This window comes from Serinicoccus chungangensis, from assembly GCF_006337125.1.
Lineage (GTDB): Bacteria > Actinomycetota > Actinomycetes > Actinomycetales > Dermatophilaceae > Ornithinicoccus > Ornithinicoccus chungangensis.
This window is the reverse complement of the sequence record NZ_CP040887.1, coordinates 3200487-3225566: the sequence shown is the minus strand read 5'-3', so window position 1 is coordinate 3225566 and position 25080 is coordinate 3200487. Positions and strand designations below refer to the sequence as shown.

Genomic DNA, 25080 nt, shown 5'->3' with positions numbered 1-25080 from the left:
GTCGGGCAGGGCGTGTGCTGCGTCAGGGGAGGGCGGAGGCCATGCGGCGGACGGCCTCGTGGACGAGCTCCTCGCTGGTGCCGATGTTGAGCCGGGCGAAGCCGGCGCCGCCGGCACCGAAGGCCGGCCCGGGCGAGAGCAGCACCCGCCCGCGCTCGAGGAAGGTCTGGGCCGGGTCGTCCCCGAGGCCGAGGTCGCGGCAGTCCAGCCAGGCGAGGTAGGACGCGTGGCCGGGGGTGAACCGCACGCCCGGCAGGTGCTCGGCGAGGAGGGCGGGCAGGGCGTGGGTGCGCGCCTCGATCTCGGCGACGGCGGCGTCCAGCCAGTCGCGCCCCTCCGTGTAGGCGGCGACGGCGGCGTACTGGCCCAGGATGCTCGGCGCCCAGTCGGTCTCGGGCTGGCGCCGGGGCCACCGGCCCTCGACGGCGGTGACCCCGAGCGCCAGCTTCAGCCCGGCCGTGTTCCAGGCCTTGGACGGCGAGTGCAGCGCGATGCCCACCCGGCGGGCCGCCTCGCTCACGGTGAGGAAGGGCACGAAGGGCTGCGGGCTGGAGGGGTGCACGAGCGGGGCGTGGATCTCGTCGGCGACGACGACCGCGTCGTGCTGCGCCGCGAGGTCGGCGAGCGCGGCGAGCTCCGCACGCGGGTAGACGTAGCCCAGCGGGTTGTGCGGGCTGCACAGGAGCACGACCCGGGCGCCGTCGGCGAGCGCGCGGCCCATGGCCTCCAGGTCCAGCCGGCCGCCGTCGGCCACGTCGAGCATCGGGACCTCGAGCGCCTCCAGGCCCAGCTCGCGCAGCCAGGGGTAGAACGAGAGGTAGACCGGCGGGTTGAGGACGACCGCGTCGCCGGGGGAGGTGAGGGCCCGCAGGGTCTCCTTGGCGGCCTGGCCGACATCGGCGAACAGGCGCACCCGCCCCGGCGTCCCCTGGGTCTCCCAGCCCCAGACGTCCCGGGCGAAACCGGCGAAGGCGTCGACCACCGGGGTGGGGTCCCCGGCATACCCGAGGTCGCTGCGCTCGACCGCGGTGTGCAGCGCGGCGCTGATCGCGGGTGCGGTGCGGACGTCCATCTCGGCGGTCCAGGCGGGGAGCACGTCGTCGGGGACGCGGCTCCACTTGGCGCTGCGGTGGGTGCGCATCTGCTCGAGCGTGAGGTCGAAGGGCGAGGCCATGGGACCAGCCTCTCAGGTGCGGGTTGACACCCTCCGCGGCCTCTCGCACAGTGGGCGGGACGTCGCGGCAGGTCGCCCGCGGACCGTGCCTGAGCGAGGAGCACCGATGAGCCTGTCCACGACCGGGGGAGCGCCCACGGCCTACCACCTGCGCCCGGCCCGAGGCTGGCTCAACGACCCCAACGGCATGGTCTTCCACCAGGGGCGCTGGCACGTCTTCTTCCAGCACAACCCGCAGGGCCCGTGGCACCGGCAGATCGCCTGGGGGCACGCCAGCAGCAGCGACCTGCTCCGGTGGCGCGAGCACCCGGTCGCCTTCACCCCCCAGAGCGAGGGGCCGGACAGCTTCGGCTGCTGGTCGGGGGTCCTCGTCACCGGGCTCGAGCGACCCGCCGTCGTCTACTCCGGGGTCACCGGCGCCGACGGCCACAGCACGGTGTGCCTGCGCTGGTCGATGGACGCGGACCTCGACACGTGGTCCGACCCGGTGGTCGTCGCCACCACCCCCGAGGTGGACGACGTCGCCGTCATGCGCGACCCGTTCGTCTTCCGGCACGGCGGGCACCGGTATGCCGTGCTCGGCGCCGGGCTGCGGTCGGGGACGCCGGTGATCCTGCTCTACGGCTGCGACGACATCGAGCGGTGGGAGTACCTCGGGGTCTGGCTCACCGGCGACGACGAGGCGCTCGCCGGGGCGCTGCCGGCGGACGTGTGGGAGTGCCCGCAGCTGGCGGTGTGGGGGGATCGGGCCTCGCTCGTGGTCTCCCTGCACGACCGCGGTGTGCTCGGGCAGGTCATGGCCTGCACGGGCGCCTACGGGTCCGACGACGCCGGGCGGCCGGTGCTCGGCGTCGACCGCGTCGACCTGCTGGACGACGGGGCCGACTTCTACGCCCCGCAGCTCGCGCCGGACGGCCGCGAGGGCTTCTGGCTCATGGGGTGGGTCCGCGAGGACGGGCCGGAGGAGAGCGCGGGCGACCACGCCGGATGCATGACGGTGCCGCGCCGGCTGGTGCTGGAGGACGGCACCCCCCGGCTGCTGCTGGACCCGCTGGCCGCCCAGGGGCTGGCATGGCAGCGGGCCGAGCCCGTGGAGGGCGCCGCCCTCGAGGGCCAGCTCAGCCTCGAGGTCAGCGCCGCGGGCGCCCGGCTGGAGCACCCGCGCCACGGCGTGCGGTCCCTGCCCGAGGGCACCCGCGTCCTCGTCGACGGGGCGGTCCTGGAGGTCTACCCCCCGCAGGGGCCGCCGGCCACCTTCCGCGACCCGGTGCCGTGGCGCTGGGCGTCGCCGGCCGGCCCGGTCTGAGGACCGCGGGCGAGCGGGGTCAGGCGGCGAACGCCCAGCGGTCCAGCACCCGCTGGAGCTCGTCCACGTGCCACCGCGGCACGTAGGCGACGGTGATCCGCTGGCCGTGCCGGACGTAGGCGCTGGCCTGCCCGGGCAGGCAGACCGCGTCGAAGATCCACGGCAGCACGTCCAGGTCGGCGTAGTCGTGGTCCAGGCGGGGGTGGATCTCGCGGGTGATGCGCCCGAGCCGGAACCGGACCACCCACCGGTTGCGCTCGCGGTCGACGCCGCCGCGCACCTCCCCGAGCTCGCCGGTCGAGCCGGCCGCGGCGGCCAGCTTGCGCACGAGGTCGGGGTAGGAGTCGGGGCCGACGACGTGCTCGAGGTCGACCGTCGTGACGTGCGGGTGGTGGGTCAGCTCGCCGTCGGTGTCGCGCGCCAGGCAGTGCATGACCGCGACGTACGGGTGCTGCCGCACCGCCTGGGCCACCTCCGCGTCGGCGAGGAGGTCGGCCTCGGTGACGCCGTCCTGGGGGGAGAGCCCCAGGCGCTCCAGCGTGGCGAGCTGCTCCCGGGCCGAGGGGCGGATGGCCGGGGTGACCAGCATCGGTGCGTCATCGCCAGCATCGCTGTGGCGGGCGAAGACCTCGGACAGTCTCATGGTCCAAGACTGCCACCGCGGGCGGGAGCGCACAACGCCCGAGCGCCGCGTCCGGCGGTGCCGGACGCGGCGCTCGGGTCGCGCGGTGCGGTGCCGCTCAGGCGACGCGGGTCTGCGGGGCGTTCTCCGCGGTCTTGCCCGGGTCCTTCTCGGCGACGCCACCGACGGCGTCGTCGATCTTGGCCATGAGGTCGGCGTCGAGGGTGACACCGGCGGCCTTGACGTTGTCCTCGACCTGCGAGGGCTTGGAGGCGCCCACGAGCGCGGCGGCGACGTTGGGATTCTGGAGCACCCAGGCGACGGCCAGCTGCGGCATGGTGAGGCCGGCCTCCTCGGCGAGCGGCTTGAGCTCCTGCACGGCGCGCAGCGTCTCGTCCCGCATGAAGCCCTGCATGCCCTTGCCCATCGACTCGTCTGCGGCACGGCCCTCGGTGGGCTGCTGGCCGGGGAGGTACTTGCCGGAGAGCACGCCCTGCGCCATCGGGCTCCAGACGATCTGGGAGATCCCGAGCTCCTCGCAGGTCGGCACGACCTCGGGCTCGATGACCCGCCACAGCATGGAGTACTGCGGCTGGGAGGAGATGAGCTGGATGCCCAGGTCCTGGGCCAGCGCGTGCCCGGCGCGGATCTGGTCGGCGGTCCACTCGCTCACGCCGATGTAGAGCGCCTTGCCCTGGCGGACGACGTCGGCGAAGGCCTGCATGGTCTCCTCCAGCGGCGTCTCCGTGTCGTAGCGGTGGGCCTGGTAGAGGTCGACGTAGTCGGTCTTCAGGCGGGACAGGCTGCCGTCGATCGACTCCATGATGTGCTTGCGGGACAGGCCGGTGTCGTTCTTGCCGCCCGGGCCGGTCGGCCAGTAGACCTTGGTGAAGATCTCCAGGCTCTCCCGGCGCTCGCCCTGGAGGGCCTCGCCGAGCACGGACTCCGCCTTGGTGTTGGCGTAGACGTCCGCGGTGTCGAAGGTGCTGATGCCGGCGTCGAGCGCGGCTCGCACGCACTGGTGCGCGACCTCGTTCTCGACCTGGCTCCCGTGGGTGAGCCAGTTGCCGTAGGTGATCTCGCTGATCTTGAGGCCGCTGTTTCCGAGGAATCTGAACTCCATACCTCCCACGGTATGCCGCTCTCCCGGGCTCGTCCTGCCCGGCCCCCACCCCGCGGACCGCGGGAATGAGACCGGGCGAGCGGGCGTTGAAGGTGCCCCCGCGAACCAGGAGGACCGTGCGCCCGCTGCCCGACCTGCCCGACCTGTCCACCCAGCACCGACGGCTCCGCGAGCTGGGCCTCCGGCTCCCCGACCTGCCCCCGGATCTCGCCGGTGACCTGCTCGTCGTCCACCCTGGACTCGTCCCGGTCGCCGACCTCGTCCCGCTGCTGCGGCGCGGGGAGCGTGCCGGTTTCGTGGTCACCGACCTGACCGACCTGGCGGAGTTCGGACCCGCGCCCGGGGTGCAGGTCCCGGACGCCGACCTGTATGCCGTGCACGCGCCGGAGCGCGGTGACGAGCACGCCGACCGCAGCCCCGACGAGATCGACCCGCAGGTCCGGGCTCAGGGGCGCGACCTCATGACCGCCGCCGAGGGCGTGGCGTGGGTGCTCCAGCAGCCCGAGGTCCTCGAGCGCAACCACTGCTTCATGACCACCGGGTCGCGCCGCCCGCGCTCCGGCGGCCCCGGCCTGGACGCCCGCGTCCCGGCCCTGTGGATCAGCAACGGCACCGGCCGCGACGGCCGGCACCGCAAGGACGCACCCAAGCTCGGCTGGTGCTGGGCCGGCAACCGGCACACCTGGCTGGGGATCGCCTCGGTCGCCGGCCGCAGCACCGCCTGAGCTCGTGGTCAGCGGCGTCGGCCGAGGTCGTACGTCACCAGCGCGCCGTTCCCGAAGGCTCCCGTCGTCGCGTAGACCCGCTTGCCGGAGAGCGCCACGTCCGAGGGCGAGTCGGCCGTGAACAGGGTGCGTGCCGTCCCGCTGCCCGGGCGGACCACCGAGACCTCACCACCGAAGAGCTCCGCCACGACGAGGTGGCCGTCACGCGACCGGTCCAGTCCTGTCGCCCCGTGCAGGCCCCGGGCGACCGTGGTGGCGTGCGCGTGCCGGTCGATGCGGTACACCCGGCTCAGCGGGACGATCTCGCCGGCCCCACCGCCCAGGGTGGTGACGTAGAGCCGACCCCGGTGGTCGACCGCCACGTCGGTGGGCACCGACTCGGGGACGTAGTCCTCCCCGACCAGGCAGTCGGGGAGGAGATCCGCACCCGGGGGCAGCGACGCCTCCAGACCGGCCTTGAGCTCCTCGGTGAAGGTGATGTCGAACACGGGCAGCACCGCCGCGGTCGAGATGTCACCGGTGCGCAGGTCGACCTCGAGGACCGCGTTGGCCGCCGCGTCGGCCACGTAGGCACGGTGCCCCCTGACCGTGAGCTGGTAGGCGTTGGACTCCACGATGCCGGTGTACTCCGACAGGGGCGGGGCGTCCGAGGCCTCCTCCCAGGCACCGAGCTCCTCGGCGCACGAGGAGTTCAGCCCGACGAAGCCGTAGCTCACCCCGGCGTCCGGGTTGTTCTGGATCTCGTGCTGCCAGAGGTCGTCGCTGACCACCGTCCGGGTGCCGTCCCTCGAGGTCCGGACCACGTGGCTGGTCGGCGTCTGCCCGGAGAGGTCGGTCTCCAGGTGGTACGTCCTGCCCCGGCTGGTGGCCACGCCGCCCAGGCTGCCGGTCTCCGGGACCTGGTACACGGTCCTGACCGTGCCGCGCTTGACCGTGGACAGCTGACCGCTGAAGTTCTGGGTCAGAGAGACGTGTCCGGACCCGACGGCCAGGCTCAGCGGCCCGACCAGTCCGTCGACGACGACGCGAGGCTCGCTGGTGCGGGCTTGCGCCGGTGCGGTGAGAAGAGACGCCGTGAGCGCCAGCACGCTGGCTGCCACGGCAAGGGTGGATCGACGCATGTCCAGACCTCCGGTTCACGATGTGGAGGGCGGGCTCGGTTGGGCTCGTCCAGGTGCGACGGCCCCTGCGTCACACCCGGCCACCGCTGCTCGCATGGTCCTGCTGCCTTGACGCGGTGTCAAGAGGCTCCGTGACAGGGGGTGCGGGTGGTGCTAGGACGTCGTCGTGGTGTCCTCGCCGAGCGCCAGCGGCAGCCCGGCCCGGCGGAAGGCGTCCTCGGAGAAGAAGCCGACCACCCCGGTGATCTCGCCGCGCCGCAGGTCGACGACGCAGAGCTGGAAGGCGCGGTAGACGCCGTGCTCGTCGCGGAGGTACATCCCGGCTGCGGGCTGCCCGTTGGCGACCGTGGGCACCATGCGCAGGTCGCGGGGGCCGTTCGCGGGGCACTGGCTGTTGATGAGGGCGGCGATGTCGTCCGGGCCGAGGTAGTACTGGTCGAAGGGCGGCATCTGCCAGACCGCCTGGTCGGTCATGACCCCGACGACGGCCGGCACGTCGTAGCGCTCGAAGGCGTCGCAGAAGGCCGCGAACACCTCGCGCTCGCCGTGGCTCAGCTCGGTCACCCGACGACCGGCGCGCTCGAGCCCGTCACCGATCGTGGCCCGTGAGCGCTGGAGCGCGGAGTTGACCGAGGCGACCGTGGTCTCCAGGGCCTGCGCCGTCTCGGCCGCGGAGAGCTGCAGGACGTCGCGCAGCACGAGCACGGCCCGCTGGAGCGGGGGGAGGTCCTGCAGCGCGGCGACGAACGCCAGCTGGGTGTCCTCGGTCTCGACGGCGGCCTGCGCCGGGTCGACGGGGATGACGTCCCGGCCCCACACGACCCGGTCCGGCAGCGGCTCGAGCCAGTCGCGGGAGCGGTCCTCGACGACCGGGACGCCCGGGTCCCCGGGCGGCTGGCCGAGCCCGCTGGGCAGGGGACGGCGGGACTGACCCTTCAACGCGGTGAGGCAGGAGTTGGTGGCGATGGTGTACATCCACGTCCGCACCGAGGACCGCCCCTCGAACCGGTCGAAGGCCCTCCACGCGCGCAGGTAGGTCTCCTGCACGAGGTCCTCCGCCTCCCCGGCGGACCCGAGCATGCGGTAGCAGTGCGCGATGAGCTCACCCCGCAACGGTGCGGTCAGCTCCTCGAACTCGCGCTCCTGCTGCGGGCTCAGCGTGGTGGACATGCGGCCTCCTCGACCCCGTTCGACCTGATGGCCCTCACGCTAGTGCCCCGCACCGACGGACGTGCGGGCGAGCGGGCTCCCGGTGTATGATGTGTGCATCATGCAACTATCTGAGGAGCTGGCACGGACCTTCGCGGCCATGGGCCGCTTCCTGCGCGAGCGCGAGGGGGACCTCGCGCCCACCGACGTCGCCGTCCTGGTCCGGCTGGCCGGGCAGCAGTGCACGCGCTCCCGGGACCTGGCCCAGGCCGAGGGTCTGGACCCGTCCACGATGAGCCGCCGGCTGGCGTCCCTCGCCGAGCGGGGGCTCGTCGAGCGGCACCCCGACCCGGCCGACCGCCGGGCGCAGGTGCTCGGTCTCACGCAGGCCGGGCTGGAGGCCCTGACCCAGGAACGGGCCCGCCGCGTCGAGCTCGTCACCGACACCCTGGCCGACTGGCCGGAGACGGAGAAGGCGCAGCTGGCCGACCTGCTCGGGCGCCTCGCCGACTCGCTGGAGTCGGCCCGCGGCACGCATACCTCCGGGCAGTCGCCCTGACCGCGCCGGGCGGCGCGCCGCCCACCCCCCAGGCCTCCCGACCCGCACCACCCAGCAAGGATCTGATGACCGCCAGCACCAGCACCGGGCCCCGGCCCGTCGACACCGAGGGTGACGCCCCCTCGACCACCGCGACAGCGGTCGACCCGACCGCCTCGGCCGCCCCCGCCTTCCGGCTCAGCCGGGAGCACAAGATCGTCTTCGCCGGCCTCATGATGGGCATGTTCGTCGCCTCGATCAGCCAGACGATCGTCGGCCCGGCGCTGCCGCAGATCGTCGCCGACCTCGGCGGGATGAGCCACTACTCGTGGGTCGCCACGGCCGCCATGCTCGTCTCGGCCGTGGTCGTCCCCGTCGTCGGCAAGCTGTCCGACCTCTACGGGCGCAAGACCTTCTACCTCGCCGGGCTCGTCGTCTTCATGGTCGGCTCGATCGTCTCGGGCCTGGCCGGCAGCTTCTGGATGCTCGTCGCCGGCCGCGCCATCCAGGGCGCCGGCATGGGCACGCTCATGCCCCTGTCGCAGACCATCATCGGCGACATCATCCCGGCGCGGCAGCGCGGCAAGTACCAGGGCCTCATGGGCGCCGTCTTCGGCGTCACCTCGGTGGCCGGGCCGCTGGCCGGCGGCCTCATCACCGACCACCTCGGCTGGCGGTGGCTGTTCTTCACGACCCTGCCGGTCGGGCTGCTCACCCTGTGGTTCGTCCTGCGGCACATGCACCTCCCGCACCAGCGGCGCCACGCGAAGATCGACGTGGCCGGCATCGTCACGCTGTCCGTGGCGATGGTCTCCATCCTGCTCGCCACGAGCTGGGGCGGCACCACCTACGCCTGGGCCTCCACCCAGGTGCTCGGCCTCTACGCCCTGGGGCTGGTCGTCGCGGTCGCCTTCGTCGTCGTCGAGCTGCGGGCCGGCGAGCCGCTGCTGCCGCTGCGGCTCTTCCGGAGCAGCGTCTTCAGCTGGGCCAACATCGCCGGACTCGGCCTGGCGATGGTGATGTTCGGGTCGATCATCTACATCCCGGTCTTCGCGCAGGGGGTGCTCGGCGTGGACGCCACGCAGTCCGGGCTCATCCTCATGCCGATGATGCTGGGCCTCATCGTCATGGGCATCCTCACCGGGCTCCTCGTGACGCGGACCGGCCACTACAAGCCGTTCATGCTCACCGGCGTGGCCATCATGGCCTCGGGGGTGTGGCTGCTGACGCGCCTGTCGGAGACCTCCAGCCCGTGGGAGCTCTTCGGGTCGATGGCGGTCGTGGGCGTCGGTCTGGGCATGGCCATGCAGCAGTTCACCCTCGTCGTCCAGAACGTCGTCGCCCGGCGCGACCTCGGGGTCGCCACCGCGACGACGCAGTTCAGCCGCAACATCGGCTCCACCGTCGGCATCGCGGTCTACGGCTCGATCATGACCGGCGGGCTCGGCGCCGCCGTGGCCTCGCACCTGCCGGCCGCGATGCGCGAGCAGGCCGCCGCGCAGGCGAGCAGCCTCGACGTCGGGGCGGTCCTCGACCCGGGCTCGCTCGGCGACGTGCCGCCGGTGGTGGAGCAGGCGCTGCGCGCCGGGCTGGCCGACCAGCTGCACGACGCCTTCCTCATCGGGCTGCCGATCCTGGCGCTGGTCTTCGTCGCCACGGCGATGATCAAGCACGTGCCGCTCAAGGAGACCCTCGAGGACGCGCCCGCGGACCAGGACTGAGCGCCGGTCAGCCGCGGGGGAGGGTCCGGGTGAAGCGCCCGGTGTCCAGCCAGTGCCGCAACCGGTCCCCGGTGATCCGCAGGTAGGCCGCCGCGTCCGCCCGCTGACCCGCGGTCGTGCTCGCGAGGATGCTGTTGGCGAGCAGCAGCTGGCGGGCGGCCACCAGGGCCTCGGCGTCCTCGGTCGCCAGGTCGGGGAGCGGGCGGCGGGCGGCGTAGCCCGCGCGGACCGCGCTCTCCGGGCCGTGGTCGTCGTCGCCGCCCCGCAGGTAGAACGCGCAGATCGCCAGGTCCAGTGCCGGCGGGCCCAGGCCGCTGTCGTCGAAGTCGAAGACCGCGAGCCGGCCGTCGTGCCACTTGAGGTTGCCTCCGTGCAGGTCGGCGTGCAGCGGGACGACCGGCTCGTCGGCCAGCCGCTCGAAGGCCGCCTCGCACCGCTGCCCGGCCGCCGACACCAGCGCCGCGAGCTCCCGGTCCTGCGCGACGGCGGCCGTCAGCACGTCCGGGTCGCCGAAGAGGGTGCCCGTCAGCCGCGGGAAGCGGTGGTGCCCCTCGGGCTCCCAGGACGCCGCGTGCTCGTGCAGCGTCGCCATCAGCTCGCCCAGGGCACGGCACTGCTCCGGGGTGCTGACCGTGCCCAGGTCCTCCCCGTCGAGCCAGGTGCTGGCGGTGACCATGACCTCGCGACCCAGCTCGGCCGACCGCACCAGCGCGAGGTAGCCCCCGCCGTCGACCGGCAGCGGGTCCGGCACGAGCACGTCGGTGTCCCGGCGGATCGCGTGCTGCCAGGCCTGCTGCGCCTGCACGGTGCCCGCCGAGCTCAGCGAGTTGGTGTTGACCCGCATCGCCACCGGGCCGCCGGGCGTGTCGAGCCGGAAGGTCGTGTTGAAGCCGTGGAGCACGAGGCGGACCTCGGTGGGGGCCAGGCCGAAACGAGGCGCCGCGCGGTCCGCCACCCCGCGCAGGAGCTCGACCTGCGAGGGCTCGTCGAGGTCCTGGTATGCCGTGGGCATGGCTCAGCCTCGCACGCCCCGGGGGGCGGCGCCCCGGTCCGGGCGCCACCGGTGCTCGTGGACGTCGGGGACACCGACCCCGGCGCCGGGTCGACCTGCCACCGGCGCGACGACGAGCGCGGCGGCATACCCGGGCATCGGCGGGGTGAGGACGGTCTCGCCGGTGCCGACGCGGGGGCCGGCGCCGGCCTTGGTCCGGGCCTCCCGCAGCGTCCATCCCTGCGCGTCCGTGCCGTGGGGCAGGTCGCGGCCGAGGCGCTCGACGTCCACGCCCACCGGGGCGTCGGCGCAGGTCGCCACGACGACGAGCAGACCGGCGTGGGCGACCGACAGGTGCGGGCCGCCGTCGACGACGGGGCGGCCGTGCTGCTCACCGCAGTCGGCGCAGGTGCGGTCGACCTCCACCGGGGCCCCGGTGGAGGTCCCGGCCGTGGGCGGTCCCTGCGCCCGCCCCCGGTGGGTGGCGACCGCGTGCTGCAGCAGGGCCGCCGCCACGAGCGAGCGACCGCGGTCGGCGTCCTGCGGGACCGCGAGGACCCGACGCCGCTCGGCCTCGGGCAGGTCCGGGAGCAGCGCGAGGTCGGCGGCCGTCAGGTCGGCCCACCAGACGTCGACGGACGGAGTGGTCATGAAATACCCATGGATTTGGTCACCTTTTCGACTGAGGCTAGCCTAAGTCGGGTGTCCGTCCGTCCTGCCGTCGCACCTGCGCCGACGCGCCCCGGCTGCGCGCCGCTGCCGCCGGCAGGATCGGTCGACCCCGCGTCGCCCGCGCTGGTGACCGCGGACGAGGTGCTGAGCCACGGCGCGCTGCGGGAGCGGGTCGAGGAGCGCGCCGCCGACCTGCCGCCCGTCACGGCCGGACGCCTCCTCGTGCAGGTGTCGCTGCGGCCGCGGCCGGCCGACGTCGTGGACTACCTCGCCGTGCTCGAGGCCGGCCACGTGGCGCTGGTCTCGCCCGAGGGCGAGCACACCCTCGGGGCGACCTGGCAGCCCGACCTCACGCTCGGGTCCGGCCCGGCCGAGGGCGTCGTGCGGACGGGCCCGACGACCGGCCCGCGGCACCTGCTGCACCCGGACCTCGCCCTGCTGCTGAGCACGTCGGGCTCGACCGGCTCGCCCAAGCTCGTCCGGCTCTCCGGGGAGGGCCTGCTCGCCAACGCGAGGGCGATCGGGCAGGCGCTGCGGCTCACCCCGGCCGACCGGGGCGTCACCAGCCTGCCGCTGCACTACTGCTACGGCCTGTCGGTCCTGCACAGCCACCTGCTCGCCGGGGCCGGCGTGGCGCTCACCGGCGCCTCCGTCCTCGACGACGACCTCTGGTCCCTCGTCGACGCGGGCGCGACCACGCTGGCCCTCGTGCCCCACCAGGTCGACCTGCTGGAGCGGTCGGGCCGGCTGGCCGAGGGGCATACCTCGCTGCGGCTGGTCACCCAGGCCGGCGGGCGGCTGTCGCCGGACCAGGTCACCCGGCTGGCCGGGCTCGGGCGGGAGCAGGGCTTCGGCCTGGCGGTGATGTACGGCCAGACCGAGGCCACCGCCCGGATCTGCGTGCACGACCCGGCGGAGGTCGCCGCGGCACCCGACGCGGTGGGCCGCCCGGTGCCCGGCACCACGCTGAGGCTGGACCACGGCGTCCCCGAGGCCTCGGGCGAGGGGGTGGGCGAGGTGGTCGTCAGCGGACCCGGCGTGATGCTGGGGTATGCGCAGTCCCCGGACGACCTCGCGCTCGGCCGGATGGTCGAGGAGCTGCGCACCGGTGACCTCGGGCGCATCGACGGGTCGGGCCTGCTGCGGATCGTCGGGCGGCGCTCGGGCTTCGTCAAGATCCTCGGGCTGCGGATCGACCTCGCCCGGGTCGAGCAGGCCCTGGAGGCCGACGGCCTCGACGCCTGCGTGACCGGTGACGACGAGAGCCTGCGGGTCGCGGTCGAGCCGGTCGCGGGCACCCCCGCCGAGGAGCTGGCGGCCCGGGCCCGCCGGGTCGCGGCGCAGGCGAGCGGGGTCGGTGTCGGGCACGTCCGGGCCGCGGCGCTCCCGCTGCCGCGCCTGGCCAGCGGCAAGGTCGACCGGGCAGGTGCCGACGTGCTCGTCCGGGGCGGCGACCCGGACGAGTGCTCGGACGCGCGGCAGCGGGTCGACGCGCCGGGCCTTCCCGTGCGCGTCGCCGAGGTGGTCCGCGGCGTCCTCGGGCGTGACGACGTCGACCTCCAGCAGTCCTTCGTGCAGCTCGGCGGCGACTCCCTGTCCCACGTGCTGGCCTCCACCCGGCTGACCGCCCTGCTCGGCGGGCTCCCCCGGGACTGGCACCACCGGCCGCTCACCGAGCTCGTCGCCCGCGCCCGCCCGGAGCCGGCCGGCATCGAGCCCGACGGGACCAGGGCCCCGGTCCGGTCCACCCGCGTGCCGCTGGAGACCTCGGTCGTGCTGCGCGCGGTCGCCGTCGTCATCATCTGCGGGTCGCACGCCGACCTCTTCCGCATCCTCGGCGGTGCCCACACCCTGCTCGTCGTGGCCGGCTTCAGCGCGGCGACCTTCGGGCTGTCCGCGCCGGGCGTCGCCGCGCGCTGGCGCGGGACCGTCCGCCTGCTCGTGGGCATCGCCGTCCCCACCATGGTGGTCGCGCTGCTGGGGCTGACCTACGGCCGCTACGGCTGGGACAACGTCGTGCTCGCCAACTGGCTGGTCGGCGACATCGCCTACGGCAAGCACAACGAGCTCTGGTTCGTCGACGCCCTGGTCGCCTGCCTGCTCGTCGCGACCGCGGTGCTCTCGCTGCCGCCGGTGGCCCGGGCCTGGCGAGCCGACCCCTGGCGGGTGGCGTTCGGGCTGGTGCTCGTCGGGCTCGTCCCGCGCTTCCTCGTGCTGACCTTCGCCGAGGGCGTGCTGCGCGGCATGATGCCCACCGTCTTCTGGCTCTTCGCCGTCGGCCTGGCCCTGGCGCACGCCGACACCCCCGCCCGCCGCCGCTGGACCCTCGGGGCGATGGCCCTGGGGATCGCGTGGTTCTTCCCCGACGACCCGGTGCGCAACGCCACCATCCTCGCCGGCGTGCTGCTGCTCGCCCTCGTGCCGCGCATCCGCGTGCCCGCCCGCCTCGTGCCCCTCGTCACCGTGCTCGCCGCCGCCAGCCTGCACATCTACCTCATCCAGTTCCAGATCCTGGGATGGGTGCCCACCCCGCTGCTCGCCACCCTCGTGGCGCTCGCGGCCGGGGTGCTGCTCTGGCGCCTCACCGACGCCCCCGTCCGGCGGGTGCAGCGGCTGCTGGACCCCCGGCATACCCCCTCCGTCCCCACCCCCACCGCACCGTCGCCCGAGAGGACCCCCTCGTGAGCCCCCTGTCCCGCCGCACCCTGCTGGCCGCCCTGGCCGCCTCCCCGCTCGTGGTCAGCGCCTGCAGCCGCGAGGAGGAGTACGTCCCGGACCCCGAGGCGCTGCAGATCTACTCCTCCCAGCACGAGGGGGTCACCCAGGCGTGGGCGGACGCGTTCACCGAGGCCACCGGCATCCCGACGCAGATCCGGCGCGGCACCGACTCCTCCATGGGGCACCAGATCGTCGCCGAGGGCGAGGCCAGCCCGGCCGACGTGTTCCTCACCGAGAACTCCCCGGCGATGACCGTCGTCGAGCGCGCCGGCCTGCTCGCCCCGGTGGCGGAGGAGACCCTCGCCCAGGTCCCGGAGGACCGCGCACCCTCCAGCGGAGACTGGACCGCCATCGCCGCCCGCTCGACCGTCCTGTGCTGGAACCCCGAGCAGATCTCCGAGGAGGAGCTGCCGGCCTCGATGATGGACCTCGCCGACCCCGCCTGGGAGGGTCGCTGGGGCTGCGCGCCGGGGGGCGCCGACTTCCAGGCGATCGTCGCCGGCATGCTCGCCGACCGCGGCGAGGAGGAGACGCGCGCCTGGCTGGAGGCGCTGGAGTCCGGGGCGGAGATCTACCAGAACAACATCGCCACCATGCAGGCCGTCAACGCCGGCGAGGTGCCGGTCGGAGTGATGTACCACTACTACTGGTACCGCGACCAGGCCGGCACGCAGGAGCAGTCCGGCAACACCCGGCTGCACTACTTCGGCAACCAGGACCCGGGCGCCTTCGTCTCGCTCTCGGCCGGTGGTGTCCTCGCGAACGCCGCCAAGCCGGACGCCGCGCAGGAGTTCCTCGCCTGGGTCACCTCGGCGGAGGGGCAGCAGGTGCTCGTGGACTCCGGGTCGATGGAGTATGCCGTCGCCGAGGGCGTCGACTCCGACCCGGCCCTTCCGGCGCTCGCCGACCTCGACGCGCCTCCGGTGGACCCGTTCACCCTCGACAGCGACGAGGTCAGCGACCTCATGACCGATGTCGGTCTCCTCTAGCCTCACGCTCCGTCTGGCCGGGCGCCGTCCGGCCAGCCCGGTGCTCGCGACCCTGGCGGCGCTGGTCGCGGCCCTGACCGTGCTGCCGGTCGCCGTCATCCTCGTCCGGGCCGGCTCGGGCCCGGCCGGGGAGGCGCTCGACTACCTGCTGCGGCCCCGCATCGGCGAGCTGCTCGCGCACACCGGGTGGCTCATGCTGCTCACCGTGCCCGCGACGGTCGTCCTGGGGGTGGGAGCCGCCTGGCTGGTCGAGCGCACCGACCTGCCGCTGCCGGGCCTGTGGCGCACCCTCATGCTGGCGCCGCTAGCCGTGCCGGCGTTCGTCAGCGCCTACGCCTGGGTCTCGGTGCGACCCGGGCTGGTCGGCCTCGGCGGTGCCGTGCTGGTGACGACCCTCGCCTACTTCCCCTTCGTCTTCCTGCCCGTCGCCGCCCTGCTGCGGACCCTCGACGCGGGGGAGGAGGAGATCGCCCGCTCCCTCGGGGTCGGGCCGGTCGGCGCGTTCTTCCGCACCGTCCTGCCGCGGCTGCGCCCCGCCGTCAGCGGCGGGGCGCTGCTCGTCGCGCTGCACCTGCTCGCGGAGTTCGGCGTGCTGGAGATGATGCGCTACCAGACCTTCACCACGGCGATCCTGCAGCAGTACGCCGTCGGCTTCAGCGACGTGCGCGGCTCGCTGCTCGCGACGGTCCTGCTCGTGCTGTGCCTGCTGGTGCTCACCGTCGAGGTGGCGGCCCGGGGCCGGTCCCGGGTGGCCCGGCTGGGTGCCGGCGCGGGACGGCGTCCGCTCCCGCTGCCCCTGGGGCGCTGGCGGGCCCCCGCGCTGGCCGCGCTCGGCGCCGTCGTCGTGCTGGCCGTGGTCGTGCCGGTGGCGGTGGTCGCCCGCTGGCTGCTCGTCGGCACCCGGATCCGGGTGGAGGGGGCCGGGCTGGGCGACCTGCTGCTCGTCACCGGGTCCACCGTCGGGCTGGCCGTGCTGGGCGGGCTGCTCGCGGTCGCGCTCGGGCTGCCGGGGGCGGTGCTGCTGGACCGCCACCACGGGCCCTTCGCGGTGCTCGTCGAGCGCCTCACCTTCCTGGCCAGCTCGCTGCCCGGGGTGGTGGTGGCGCTGGCCCTGGTCACCCTGTCGATCTCGCTGGTCCCCGGCATCTACCAGACCGCGCTGCTGCTGCTGGTGGCCTACGCGATCCTCTTCCTCCCCCGGGCGATGGTGGCGCTGCGCTCCGGGCTGGCCGCCGCGCCGCCGGAGCTGGCCGAGGCCGCCCGCTCGCTCGGGCAGAACGGCGCCGGGGTGCTGGGCCGGGTGGTCCTCCCGCTGGCCGCCCCCTCGGTGCTGGCCGGCTTCGTGCTCGTGGCGCTGGCCATCAGCACCGAGCTCACCGCGACCCTGCTGCTCGCGCCGACCGGGGTGGAGACGCTGGCGCTGGCCTTCTGGAGCGCCACCGCGGAGCTGGACTACGCTGCCGCCGCGCCCTTCGCCGCCATGATGATCGCCCTGTCGGTCCCGCTGACGGTGCTGCTGCGGCGCCAGATCACGAGCTGAGGGAGCACGCGGGCCGATGAGCGAGGTGCGGCTGTCCGGGGTGCGCGCCGGCTACGGCGACGTGGAGATCCTCCACGGCGTCGACCTCGTCGTCCCCTCCGGGGGGACCACCGCGGTCCTGGGCGACTCCGGCTCGGGCAAGACCACCCTGCTCAAGGTGATCTCCGGCTTCCTGCGGCCGGACGCCGGCAGCGTCGAGGTCGGCGGACGGGCGGTCGCCGGCGACGGCGCCTGGGTCGCGCCGGAGAAGCGCGGCGTCGGCTACGTGCGGCAGGACGGCGGTCTCTTCCCCCACCTGTCGGTCGCGGGCAACATCGCCTTCGGGTTGCCGCGGGCGGGGATCGCGCGGCGCGGCCGGGCCCACCAGGACCGGGTCCTCGAGCTGCTCGAGCTCGTCGAGCTGCCGGCGGAGGTGGCGCAGAGGCGGCCCGACCAGCTCTCCGGCGGTCAGCAGCAACGGGTCGCCCTCGCCCGGGCGCTCGCCCCCCGGCCCGACCTCGTGCTGCTCGACGAGCCCTTCTCCTCGCTCGACACCGCCCTGCGGACGGCGACCCGGGAGGCGACGGCAAGGGCGCTGCACGCCTCGGGGGCGACGACGCTGCTCGTCACCCACGACCAGGGGGAGGCGATGTCCTTCGCCGACGAGATCGCCGTGCTGCGCCACGGCACGTTTGGCCAGGTCGCGCCGCCCCGCACGATCTACGGCGAGCCGGTGGACGCCCACATCGCGTCCTTCATGGGCGAGGCCATCCCCATCCACGGGCTGGCCAGCCACAACCAGTTCCGCTGCGCCCTCGGCAACCTGGAGGCGGCCGGCTTCGTCACCCGGGGCGCGGTCGTCGCGATCCTGCGGCCCGAGCAGCTGCGGCTCGTCACCCCGGGGGAGGGCTCGGTCGACGCGCGCGTCTCGCGGGTGACCTACTTCGGTCACGACTCGGTGGCCGACCTCGAGCTGGTCAGCGGCACGCCGCTCAAGGGGCTCCGTGCGCGGGTCGTCGGCCCGGAGGCGCCCGCGGTCGGCGACGTCGTCGGGCTCTGGGTGGTCGGTCCGGTCCGGGTCTTCCCCGGCTGAGCGGCGGGCGGGCCGGCACGCCCGGACGGGGTGGTGCCTCGCACCGGCGGGCCGCTCCTCGGGCCCGGTGGCGCGGCGGGCGGAGTAGCCTCCGGCCATGCCCGCAGACCTGCACCTGCCGACCGCGCTCCTGGTCCTCGGCCTGTGCCTGCTGGTGTGGCTGGCGTCGTGGTGGCGACGTCGTCGGGCCGCCCGGGGCTTCCTGTCCGAGACCGACCGGATCACCTACGAGACGCTGCGCTCGGGGGCCCAGGCGGGCCGCAACCTGCGCGCCGGGCTGACCCCGGAGCACGCCGAGCCGGCGGCGCGGCACCTGCGGATGGTGCTCGGCGGCACCGCCCTGGCGATCTGCGACAGCCAGCAGACGCTGGCGTGGAGCGGGCTGGGCGAGCACCACCGCGAGCAGGCGTCCGGGCACGCCCACCGGGTCCTCCAGGGCGGCGACGTCGTCGTCCTCGCCCGGGGCGACCTGCCCTGCGAGGTGCCCGAGTGCCCGGTCCGGGCCGGCGTCGTCGCCCCGCTCGTGGTGGACGACCGCGTCATCGGGGCGCTGGCGGCATACTCCCCGCGACCGTCGGCGGGCCTCGCCCGGGCGACGGAGCAGGTCGCGACGTGGGTGAGCGGCCAGCTGGAGCTGGGCGAGCTGGACCGGGAGCGGACCCGCGCGATGGAGGCCGAGCTGCGCAGCCTGCGGGCCCAGATCAGCCCGCACTTCATCTACAACTCCCTCGGTGCCATCGCCTCGTTCGTCCGCACCGACCCCGACCGGGCCCGGGAGCTGCTGCTGGAGTTCGCCGACTTCACCCGCTACGCGCTGCGCCGGGGCGGCGCCTACACGACGCTGGCCGACGAGCTGCGCAACATCGAGCGCTACCTCGTGCTGGAGCAGGCGCGCTTCGGGGAGCGCCTCAGGGTCAACCTGCTCATCGCGCCCGAGGTGCTGCCGGTCGCCGTGCCCTACCTCGCCGTGCAGCCCCTGGTGGAGAATGCCGTGCGCCACGGGCTGGCGGACAAGGAGGGCGTCGGGACCGTCACGATCACCGGCACCGACCTGGGCGACCTCGCCGAGATCGCCATCGAGGACGACGGCGTCGGCTCCGACCCCGAGCTGGTCCGGCGCGCCCTCGACGGCGACCGCAGCGGGGAGACGGTCGCCCGCGACAGCGACAGCGTGGGGCTGGGCAACGTCGACGCGCGGTTGCGGCAGGTCTACGGCGACGAGTACGGCCTGGTCGTCGAGACCGCTCCGGGCCTGGGCACCAAGGTGAGCTTCCGGGTGCCGAAGTACGCGCCCGGCGTGCATCCGGACCGCTGAGCCCGGCCCTACCATGACCCCATGCGTGCCCTCGTCGTCGACGACGAACCGCCGGCCCTGTCGGAGCTGACCTACCTGCTGGAGCGGGACGGCCGGCTGGACAGCGTGCACCCGGTGGGCTCGGGCACCGACGCGCTGCGCGCGCTCGAGGACGGCGACATCGACGTCGTCTTCTCCGACATCTCGATGCCGGGCCTGGACGGCATGGAGCTGGCCCGGGTGGTCAACCGGTTCGCGCAGCCTCCGCTCGTCGTGTTCGTCACCGCGCACGAGCAGCACGCGGTGGACGCCTTCGCGGTCCGCGCGGTCGACTACGTCATGAAGCCGGTGCCGCCGGCGCGGCTCTCCCAGGCCCTGGACCGGGTCGTCGCGGCGCTCGCGCAGCGGGGGCCCGCCGCGGTCGAGACGGCCGAGGTCGCCGGCCGGGGCCAGGGCCCGCCGCCGGACCCCGCCGAGGAGCGGATCGCGGTCGAGCTCGGCGGCGTCACCCGCTTCGTCCAGCGCTCGGCGGTGCGCTACGTCCAGGCGCAGGGCGACTACGTGCGCCTCTTCACCGGCTCCGCGTCGCACCTGCTGCGGCTGCCGCTCACCACGCTGGAGGAGCGCTGGGCCGGGGCCGGCTTCATCCGGATCCACCGGTCCACCCTGGTCAACCTCGCCCACGTCGGTCAGGTGCGCCAGGCGCAGGGTCGCCTCAGCCTGCGGCTGCTCCCCGACGGTCCCGAGCTGCCGGTGGCACGTCGGCACGCCCGTACCGTCCGCGAGCGGGTCCTCGGCGAGGGCGCGTGAGCGAGGGGACGCCGCCGCGGTTCGAGTCGCGGGTGCGGGTCACCTCCTCGCGGCGCGAGGCCGCGACCGCCCGCCGCCGACCGATGGCCGCCTCCCTCGTCGAGCAGACCGGCGCCGGCGAGCTCTACCTCCGCGGGCTGCTGCGGGCCCAGCTCCGGCTCACCCTCGGGGTGCTGGCCGGGCTCGCGGTGGTGCTGGGCGGCATACCCGTCCTGTATGCCGTGCTCCCCGCCGCCCGGTCGGTGCAGGTCGCCGGGGTGCCGGTCGTGTGGCCGGTGCTCGCCGTCCTCGTCTACCCGGTCCTCGTCGGGGTGGCCGCGTGGTACACCCGGGCCGCGACGCGGATCGAGCGGCGGCTCTCCGCCGTCGCCCGGGAGCGCTGAGCGTGGCCCCCAGCCCGGCCGGGGCGGCCGTGCTCCTCGTCTGCCTCGTCACCGTCGCGCTCAGCGCGTTCGGGCTGCGGCTGTCCCGCCGCACCTCCGACTTCTACGTCGCCGGGCGCGCCGTGTCCCCGCAGCGCAACGCCGCCGCGATCGGCGGGGAGTACCTCTCGGCCGCCAGCTTCCTCGGGGTCGCCGGGCTCATCTACGACCAGGGCGTGGACGCGCTGTGGTACCCGGTCGGCTACACCGTCGGCTACCTCGTGCTCCTCGTGCTGGTCGCCGCGCCGCTGCGGCGGTCCGGGGCCTACACGCTGCCCGACTTCGCCGAGGCCCGCCTGGAGTCGCGCTCGGTCCGCCACCTGTGCTCGGTCCTCGTCGTCTTCATCGGCTGGCTCTACCTGCTCCCGCAGCTCCAGGGCGCCGGCTTCACCCTGCGGCTGGTCTCCGGCGCCCCGCTGTGGGTCGGGCCGGTGCTCGTCGTGGGGGTGGTCGTGCTCTCCGTGGCGGCCGGGGGGATGCGCTCGATCACCCTCGTGCAGGCGGTGCAGTACTGGATCAAGCTCTCCGCGCTCGCCGTCCCCGCCGGGGTGCTGCTCGCCGTGTGGTGGGGGACCCAGGGACCGGGGCTGGAGGTCAGCCAGTCCTGGGTGCTCCCGGGCAGCGGCCCGCAGACCGGCGGGCACGGGCTCTACCGCACCCTGTCGCTCCTGCTAGCGCTGGCGCTCGGGACGATGGGGCTGCCGCACGTCGTCGTGCGCTACTACACCAACCCGGACGGCACCGGCGCGCGGGCGACGACCGTGCGGGTGCTCGTGCTGCTGGGCCTGTTCTACGTCGTCACGGTGGTGTATGCCGTGCTCGGCCGGGCCTACCTGCCCACCCTCGGTCCGGGGATGCGGGCCGACACGGTGGTCCTCCGGCTGCCCGCCGAGGTGCTGCCGGGGGTGGGCGGTGAGGTGCTGCTCGCCGCCCTGACGGGCGGGGCGTTCGCGGCCTTCCTCTCGACGTCCTCGGGGCTCGCGCTGGCGGTGACCGGGGTGCTCAACCAGGACGTCGTGCGACCCCTGCTCGCCCGGGCCGTCCCCGGCGACCACTCGGAGGTGGCCGGCTTCCGGATCGCGGCCGTGGTGGCCGTGCTCGTGCCCTTCGCCGGGGTCGGGGTCTTCCCCGAGGTCCCGCTGGCGGCCTTCGTCACCCTGGCCTTCGTCATCGCCGCCTCGACGTTCTTCCCGCTGCTGGCGCTGGGGGTGTGGTGGCCGCGGCTGTCGGTGCAGGGGGCCATGGCCGGTCTGGTGACCGGGGCGGTCCTGGCCATCGGCGCGGTGGCGGTGACCGTGCTCGCGGAGGACCAGGGCGGCTGGGCCGACGCCCTCCTCGCCCAGCCGGTGGCCTGGATCGTGCCCCTGGTCGGCTCCGTGATGGTGGGGGTCTCGCTGCTGACCCCCCAGGGGATCCCCCGGGGTGCGGCGCGCACGCTGGTGCGGCTGCACACCCCGGAGGACCTCACCGCGTGAGCCTGGGCGGCGACCTGGCTCAGCTCAGAGGTGGCTGGTGATCTCCGCGTCCTCGCGCAGCCCGGCGATGAGCTCGTCGGTGGCCGCGGCCTGCTCCTCGGACTGCAGCTGCTGGGACAGCTGGTCCCTGACCTGGTCGAACTCGGGGATCTCCGGGGCGGCCGTGCTCGCCGCGTCGTCCTCCCCGCCTCCGGCGCCCTCCTGCTGGGCGACGAGCTCGTCGTAGTAGGCGCGCAGCTCCTCCTCCGAGGGCTCCTCGACCGGCGCCTCCTGCTCGACGTAGGCCTGGATGGCGATCTGGCTGGCCGCCTCCCGGCGCGCCGTCTCCTCGTCCATGCCCTGCTCCTCGAGGACCTCGAGGAACTGGTCGACCGACTCCAGACCGTTGCCGGTCGCGAGCTCCTCGAGGAGGGTGTCGACCTCCTCGTCGGAGGGCTCCAGGCTCTCCTCCTCCGCGGCCTGACGCAGCAGCACGCTGTCGACGACGACCTCGAGGGTCTCCTCCTGGAGCTGCTCCTCGTCCAGCTCCTCGCCGCTCATCTGCGCCTGGCCGGCAGCGGCGGCGAACTGGCTCTCGTAGTAGGTGACGAACTCCTCCTTCGTCACGTCCTGACCGTTGACCGTGGCCACCGGGTCCGGGATCTGCTCGAGGTCGGGCTCCGGCATGGCGTCCGGAGCGGGGGCGCTGCTGCTGGCCGCGTCGTCGGCCCCGGCGGGTGAGCTGCTGCTCGCCGCGTCGGTGTCACCGGAGTCGTCGGAGCCACCGCAGGCGGAGAGCCCCACCAGGCTCAGGGTCACGCTCAGGCTCACGGCTGCGAGCCTCGTCGTGGCGGACATGGTGCATCTCCCTCATCGGGTTCGGGTGGACAAGTGGGCGAACGTAGCACCCTCGCGTGGGTGGACCGCCCTGCGAACTCCCAGGCTCCGGTCAGGCTGCGAGCCCGCCACGCACAGGGTGGCCCCGCTCGCCGCGCACCCGCGACCGCTCGGCGCAGCCCCCCGACCCCTGGTCGCCCCGGACCTGCGCGCCCGGGGGAGGGCACGGCATACTCGGCAGGACGACCCCGAGCGCGAGGAGAACCCATGTCCGACGAGGGACTGTCCAACCTGCTGCACGAGGAGCGCACCTTCGCGCCGAGCGAGGAGTTCGTCGCCCAGGCCAACGGCACGGCCGAGCTGTTCGAGCAGGCCGCGGCCGACCGGGAGGGCTTCTGGGCGCAGAAGGCGCGGGAGTACCTCGACTGGGAGACCGACTTCGACCAGGTCCTCGACTGGAGCGAGGCGCCCTTCGCGAAGTGGTTCCTGGGTGGGCGGCTCAACGCCTGCGTCAACGCGGTCGACCGGCACCTCGAGGCCGGCCACGGCGACCGCGTCGCGATCCACTGGGTGGGGGAGCCGGAGGACGACACCCGCGACATCACGTATGCCGAGCTGCACGAGCAGGTGCAGCGGGCCGCCAACGCGCTCACCGACATCGGCGTCCGCGAGGGCGACGCCGTCATGATCTACCTGCCGATGGTCCCCGAGGCGGCGGTCGCCATGCTGGCCTGCGCCCGCATCGGCGCCCCGCACTCGGTGGTCTTCGGCGGCTTCTCCTCCGACGCGCTGCGCAGCCGCATCGCCGACGCCGGCAGCAAGGTCGTCATCACGGCGGACGGGGGCTACCGGCGGGGCAAGCCCTCCGGCCTGAAGTCGGTGGTCAACGGTGCGCTCGAGAGCGGCGAGCACCCGGTCGAGAACGTGCTCGTCGTCCGGCGCACCGAGCAGGACGTCGAGTGGACCGAGGGTCGCGACACCTGGTGGCACGAGGCGCTGGAGGCGGCCGACGCCACCCACGAGGCGCAGGCCTTCGACGCCGAGCACCCGCTGTTCATCCTCTACACCTCGGGGACCACAGGGAAGCCCAAGGGCATCTTCCACGCCACAGGTGGCTACCTGCTGCAGACGGCCTACACCTCGCACGTCGTCCACGACATCCACCCCGAGACCGACGTCTACTGGTGCACCGCCGACGTCGGCTGGGTCACCGGCCACTCCTACATCGTCTACGGGCCGATGACGCTGGGCGCGACGCAGGTGATGTACGAGGGCACGCCGGACACCCCGCACCAGGGCCGGTTCTGGGAGATCGTCCAGGACAAGAAGGTCACGATCCTCTACACCGCCCCCACGGCGATCCGGACCTTCATGAAGTGGGGCAAGGAGATCCCGGAGAAGTTCGACCTCTCCAGCCTCAAGCTGCTCGGGTCGGTGGGCGAGCCGATCAACCCCGAGGCGTGGATGTGGTACCGCGAGGTCATCGGGGGCGGGCGGTGCCCCATCGTCGACACCTGGTGGCAGACCGAGACCGGCGCCATCATGATCAGCCCGATCCCCGGGGTCACCGAGACGCGACCCGGCTCGGCCCAGCACCCCATCCCCGGCATCAACGCCGTCGTCGTCGACGACATGGGGCAGCCCGTGGAGAAGGGGTCCGGCGGCTACCTCGTCGTCACCGAGCCCTGGCCCTCCATGCTGCGCGGCATCTGGGGCGACCCGGAGCGCTACCGGGAGACCTACTGGAGCCGGTTCGAGGACATGTACTTCGCCGGTGACGGCGCCAAGCTGGACGAGGACGGCAACATCTGGGTGCTCGGCCGCGTCGACGACGTCATGAACGTCTCCGGCCACCGGATGTCGACCGCCGAGATCGAGTCGGCCCTGGTGAGCCACCCCAAGGTCGCCGAGGCGGCCGTCGTGGGAGCGGCGGACGAGACGACCGGGCAGGCGATCTGCGCCTTCGTCATCCTGCGCGAGGAGGCCGTGGAGCAGGCCGACGAGGAGGGTGAGGGCCAGGACCTCGTCGCCGAGCTGCGCCAGCACGTCGCCAAGGAGATCGGCGCGATCGCCAAGCCGCGCCAGATCATGGTCGTGCCGGAGCTGCCCAAGACGCGCTCGGGCAAGATCATGCGGCGCCTGCTCAAGGACGTCGCCGAGAAGCGCGAGGTCGGCGATGTCACCACGCTCGCCGACTCCTCGGTCATGGACCTCATCACCCAGGGGATGAACGACGGCTGACCCGCCTCAGCGGCTCTCCCAGGCGTCGGGCTGGCGGAGCAGCTCGGTGACCTCGGCGGGCCAGGCGCCGTGGCGCAGCTGGTCCAGGCTGGTCCCGTCGAGCACCGCCCGCAGCGCGGCCCGTGTGGCCACCCACAGCGCGGGCAGGTGCTCGGCCTCGCCGGAGTATGCCGTGTCGTGCGGCCGCAGGCCGCGCACCTCGGCGAGCGGTCCGTCGACGGCACGGATGATGTCGCCGACGGCGATCTGGTCGGCGGGGCGGGTCAGCAGGTAGCCGCCGCGGGCACCGCGGCGGGAGGCCACGAGCCCGGCCCGGCGCAGGTCGGCGACGATCGCCTCGAGGAACTTCACCGGCAGGTCCTGGGCCTGGGCGAGCCGGTCGACCGAGACGGGGGTGGCGTCGTGGGCGCCGGGTCCGTCGTGGTCGGCGGCCAGGGCGAGCATGGCCCGCACCGCGTAGTCCGAGCGCGCCGAGATGTCCACCGGCCCAGTCTCTCAGCACCGCCGGGCGGGGGACGGCATACCCGCGTCCGACCCACCTGCCGGGCCGCCGCGACGGGG

Annotated in this window: 22 protein-coding genes; 13 read left to right on the top strand and 9 right to left on the bottom strand. The window is 74.3% G+C overall.

Annotated elements, in window-relative coordinates; translation table 11 throughout:
* Positions 1–22: 22 nt before the first annotated feature.
* Positions 23–1174: a MalY/PatB family protein gene (locus FHD63_RS14690; RefSeq protein ID WP_139722689.1), complete on the bottom strand. Its 1152-nt coding sequence runs from the start codon at positions 1172–1174 to the stop codon at positions 23–25.
* A gap of 106 nt (positions 1175–1280) precedes the next feature.
* On the opposite strand from FHD63_RS14690, the gene FHD63_RS14685 reads away from it, so the two are divergent.
* Entirely contained in the window at positions 1281–2480 is a 1200-nt protein-coding gene (locus FHD63_RS14685; protein ID WP_158296809.1) for a glycoside hydrolase family 32 protein, read from the top strand.
* A gap of 19 nt (positions 2481–2499) precedes the next feature.
* On the opposite strand, the gene FHD63_RS14680 is transcribed toward FHD63_RS14685, so the two are convergent.
* Together FHD63_RS14680 and FHD63_RS14675 are read right to left on the bottom strand one after the other, a co-directional pair.
* Entirely contained in the window at positions 2500–3123 is a 624-nt protein-coding gene (locus FHD63_RS14680; RefSeq protein WP_139722687.1) for a hypothetical protein, read from the bottom strand.
* 97 nt (positions 3124–3220) lie between these two features.
* Positions 3221–4225 carry an aldo/keto reductase family protein gene (locus tag FHD63_RS14675; protein WP_139722686.1) on the bottom strand — a complete coding sequence of 335 codons (1005 nt, stop codon included), beginning with the start codon at positions 4223–4225 and terminating at the stop codon, positions 3221–3223.
* A 116-nt stretch (positions 4226–4341) separates the two neighbouring features.
* On the opposite strand from FHD63_RS14675, the gene FHD63_RS14670 reads away from it, so the two are divergent.
* Positions 4342–4950, top strand: coding sequence for a DUF5701 family protein (locus FHD63_RS14670; protein WP_139722685.1), 609 nt, complete (start codon positions 4342–4344; stop codon positions 4948–4950).
* Positions 4951–4958: 8 nt separating this feature from the next.
* Here the strand turns inward: FHD63_RS14670 and FHD63_RS14665 are convergent, their stop codons facing one another.
* Positions 4959–6050, bottom strand: a complete 1092-nt coding sequence (locus FHD63_RS14665) for a ScyD/ScyE family protein (protein WP_158296808.1) — start codon at positions 6048–6050, stop codon at positions 4959–4961.
* Between the two features lie 174 nt (positions 6051–6224).
* Positions 6225–7241 carry a sigma-70 family RNA polymerase sigma factor gene (locus tag FHD63_RS14660; protein ID WP_139722683.1) on the bottom strand — a complete coding sequence of 339 codons (1017 nt, stop codon included), beginning with the start codon at positions 7239–7241 and terminating at the stop codon, positions 6225–6227.
* A gap of 100 nt (positions 7242–7341) precedes the next feature.
* On the opposite strand from FHD63_RS14660, the gene FHD63_RS14655 reads away from it, so the two are divergent.
* Together FHD63_RS14655 and FHD63_RS14650 are read left to right on the top strand one after the other, a co-directional pair.
* On the top strand, positions 7342–7779 hold the full coding sequence (locus FHD63_RS14655; protein ID WP_139722682.1) for a MarR family winged helix-turn-helix transcriptional regulator: 438 nt from the start codon (positions 7342–7344) through the stop codon (positions 7777–7779).
* Between the two features lie 65 nt (positions 7780–7844).
* Complete coding sequence (locus FHD63_RS14650) at positions 7845–9479, top strand: MDR family MFS transporter (protein ID WP_238705692.1); 1635 nt, start codon at positions 7845–7847, stop codon at positions 9477–9479.
* A gap of 7 nt (positions 9480–9486) precedes the next feature.
* On the opposite strand, the gene FHD63_RS14645 is transcribed toward FHD63_RS14650, so the two are convergent.
* Positions 9487–10491, bottom strand: a complete 1005-nt coding sequence (locus FHD63_RS14645) for a phosphotransferase enzyme family protein (protein ID WP_139722681.1) — start codon at positions 10489–10491, stop codon at positions 9487–9489.
* Positions 10492–10494: 3 nt separating this feature from the next.
* Positions 10495–11121: a 4'-phosphopantetheinyl transferase family protein gene (locus tag FHD63_RS14640; RefSeq protein ID WP_139722680.1), complete on the bottom strand. Its 627-nt coding sequence runs from the start codon at positions 11119–11121 to the stop codon at positions 10495–10497.
* A gap of 51 nt (positions 11122–11172) precedes the next feature.
* On the opposite strand from FHD63_RS14640, the gene FHD63_RS16760 reads away from it, so the two are divergent.
* The 8 genes from FHD63_RS16760 to FHD63_RS14600 all read left to right on the top strand — a co-directional run bounded on the left by FHD63_RS16760 (position 11173) and on the right by FHD63_RS14600 (position 21462).
* On the top strand, positions 11173–13827 hold the full coding sequence (locus FHD63_RS16760; RefSeq protein WP_158296807.1) for an AMP-binding protein: 2655 nt from the start codon (positions 11173–11175) through the stop codon (positions 13825–13827).
* Positions 13824–14849, top strand: coding sequence for an iron ABC transporter substrate-binding protein (locus FHD63_RS14630; RefSeq protein ID WP_238705691.1), 1026 nt, complete (start codon positions 13824–13826; stop codon positions 14847–14849). The genes FHD63_RS16760 and FHD63_RS14630 overlap by 4 nt, the downstream gene beginning before the upstream one ends.
* Entirely contained in the window at positions 14833–16389 is a 1557-nt protein-coding gene (locus tag FHD63_RS14625) for an ABC transporter permease (RefSeq protein WP_139722677.1), read from the top strand. The genes FHD63_RS14630 and FHD63_RS14625 overlap by 17 nt, the downstream gene beginning before the upstream one ends.
* 16 nt (positions 16390–16405) lie before the next feature.
* Positions 16406–17461 (top strand): ABC transporter ATP-binding protein, encoded by a 1056-nt coding sequence (locus FHD63_RS14620; protein ID WP_139722676.1) that lies wholly within the window; start codon positions 16406–16408, stop codon positions 17459–17461.
* 97 nt (positions 17462–17558) lie between these two features.
* Positions 17559–18776, top strand: coding sequence for a histidine kinase (locus FHD63_RS14615; protein ID WP_139722675.1), 1218 nt, complete (start codon positions 17559–17561; stop codon positions 18774–18776).
* Positions 18777–18797: 21 nt separating this feature from the next.
* Positions 18798–19565: a LytR/AlgR family response regulator transcription factor gene (locus FHD63_RS14610; RefSeq protein WP_139722674.1), complete on the top strand. Its 768-nt coding sequence runs from the start codon at positions 18798–18800 to the stop codon at positions 19563–19565.
* Entirely contained in the window at positions 19562–19948 is a 387-nt protein-coding gene (locus FHD63_RS14605; RefSeq protein ID WP_139722673.1) for a hypothetical protein, read from the top strand. Before FHD63_RS14610 ends, FHD63_RS14605 begins: the two co-directional genes overlap by 4 nt.
* 2 nt (positions 19949–19950) lie before the next feature.
* The gene (locus FHD63_RS14600) at positions 19951–21462 is read left to right on the top strand and encodes a sodium/solute symporter (protein ID WP_139722672.1); all 1512 of its coding nucleotides are present in this window, start codon (positions 19951–19953) and stop codon (positions 21460–21462) included.
* 24 nt (positions 21463–21486) lie between these two features.
* On the opposite strand, the gene FHD63_RS14595 is transcribed toward FHD63_RS14600, so the two are convergent.
* On the bottom strand, positions 21487–22272 hold the full coding sequence (locus FHD63_RS14595) for a SurA N-terminal domain-containing protein (RefSeq protein ID WP_139722671.1): 786 nt from the start codon (positions 22270–22272) through the stop codon (positions 21487–21489).
* Between the two features lie 273 nt (positions 22273–22545).
* Here FHD63_RS14595 and acs point away from each other — a divergent pair, with 273 nt between their 5' ends.
* Entirely contained in the window at positions 22546–24519 is a 1974-nt protein-coding gene (acs, locus tag FHD63_RS14590) for an acetate--CoA ligase (protein ID WP_139722670.1), read from the top strand.
* Between the two features lie 6 nt (positions 24520–24525).
* Here the strand turns inward: acs and FHD63_RS14585 are convergent, their stop codons facing one another.
* Positions 24526–25002 (bottom strand): RrF2 family transcriptional regulator, encoded by a 477-nt coding sequence (locus FHD63_RS14585; protein WP_139722669.1) that lies wholly within the window; start codon positions 25000–25002, stop codon positions 24526–24528.
* Positions 25003–25080: the final 78 nt, after the last annotated feature.

Coding starts and splice junctions, on each gene's coding strand:
- FHD63_RS14690 (WP_139722689.1), bottom strand. CDS start 1,174: ATGGCCTCGCCCTTCGACCTCACGCTCGAGCAGATGCGCACCCACCGC.
- FHD63_RS14685 (WP_158296809.1), top strand. CDS start 1,281: ATGAGCCTGTCCACGACCGGGGGAGCGCCCACGGCCTACCACCTGCGC.
- FHD63_RS14680 (WP_139722687.1), bottom strand. CDS start 3,123: ATGAGACTGTCCGAGGTCTTCGCCCGCCACAGCGATGCTGGCGATGAC.
- FHD63_RS14675 (WP_139722686.1), bottom strand. CDS start 4,225: ATGGAGTTCAGATTCCTCGGAAACAGCGGCCTCAAGATCAGCGAGATC.
- FHD63_RS14660 (WP_139722683.1), bottom strand. CDS start 7,241: ATGTCCACCACGCTGAGCCCGCAGCAGGAGCGCGAGTTCGAGGAGCTG.
- FHD63_RS14655 (WP_139722682.1), top strand. CDS start 7,342: ATGCAACTATCTGAGGAGCTGGCACGGACCTTCGCGGCCATGGGCCGC.
- FHD63_RS14650 (WP_238705692.1), top strand. CDS start 7,845: ATGACCGCCAGCACCAGCACCGGGCCCCGGCCCGTCGACACCGAGGGT.
- FHD63_RS14645 (WP_139722681.1), bottom strand. CDS start 10,491: ATGCCCACGGCATACCAGGACCTCGACGAGCCCTCGCAGGTCGAGCTC.
- FHD63_RS14640 (WP_139722680.1), bottom strand. CDS start 11,121: ATGACCACTCCGTCCGTCGACGTCTGGTGGGCCGACCTGACGGCCGCC.
- FHD63_RS14625 (WP_139722677.1), top strand. CDS start 14,833: ATGTCGGTCTCCTCTAGCCTCACGCTCCGTCTGGCCGGGCGCCGTCCG.
- FHD63_RS14620 (WP_139722676.1), top strand. CDS start 16,406: ATGAGCGAGGTGCGGCTGTCCGGGGTGCGCGCCGGCTACGGCGACGTG.
- FHD63_RS14615 (WP_139722675.1), top strand. CDS start 17,559: ATGCCCGCAGACCTGCACCTGCCGACCGCGCTCCTGGTCCTCGGCCTG.
- FHD63_RS14610 (WP_139722674.1), top strand. CDS start 18,798: ATGCGTGCCCTCGTCGTCGACGACGAACCGCCGGCCCTGTCGGAGCTG.
- acs (WP_139722670.1), top strand. CDS start 22,546: ATGTCCGACGAGGGACTGTCCAACCTGCTGCACGAGGAGCGCACCTTC.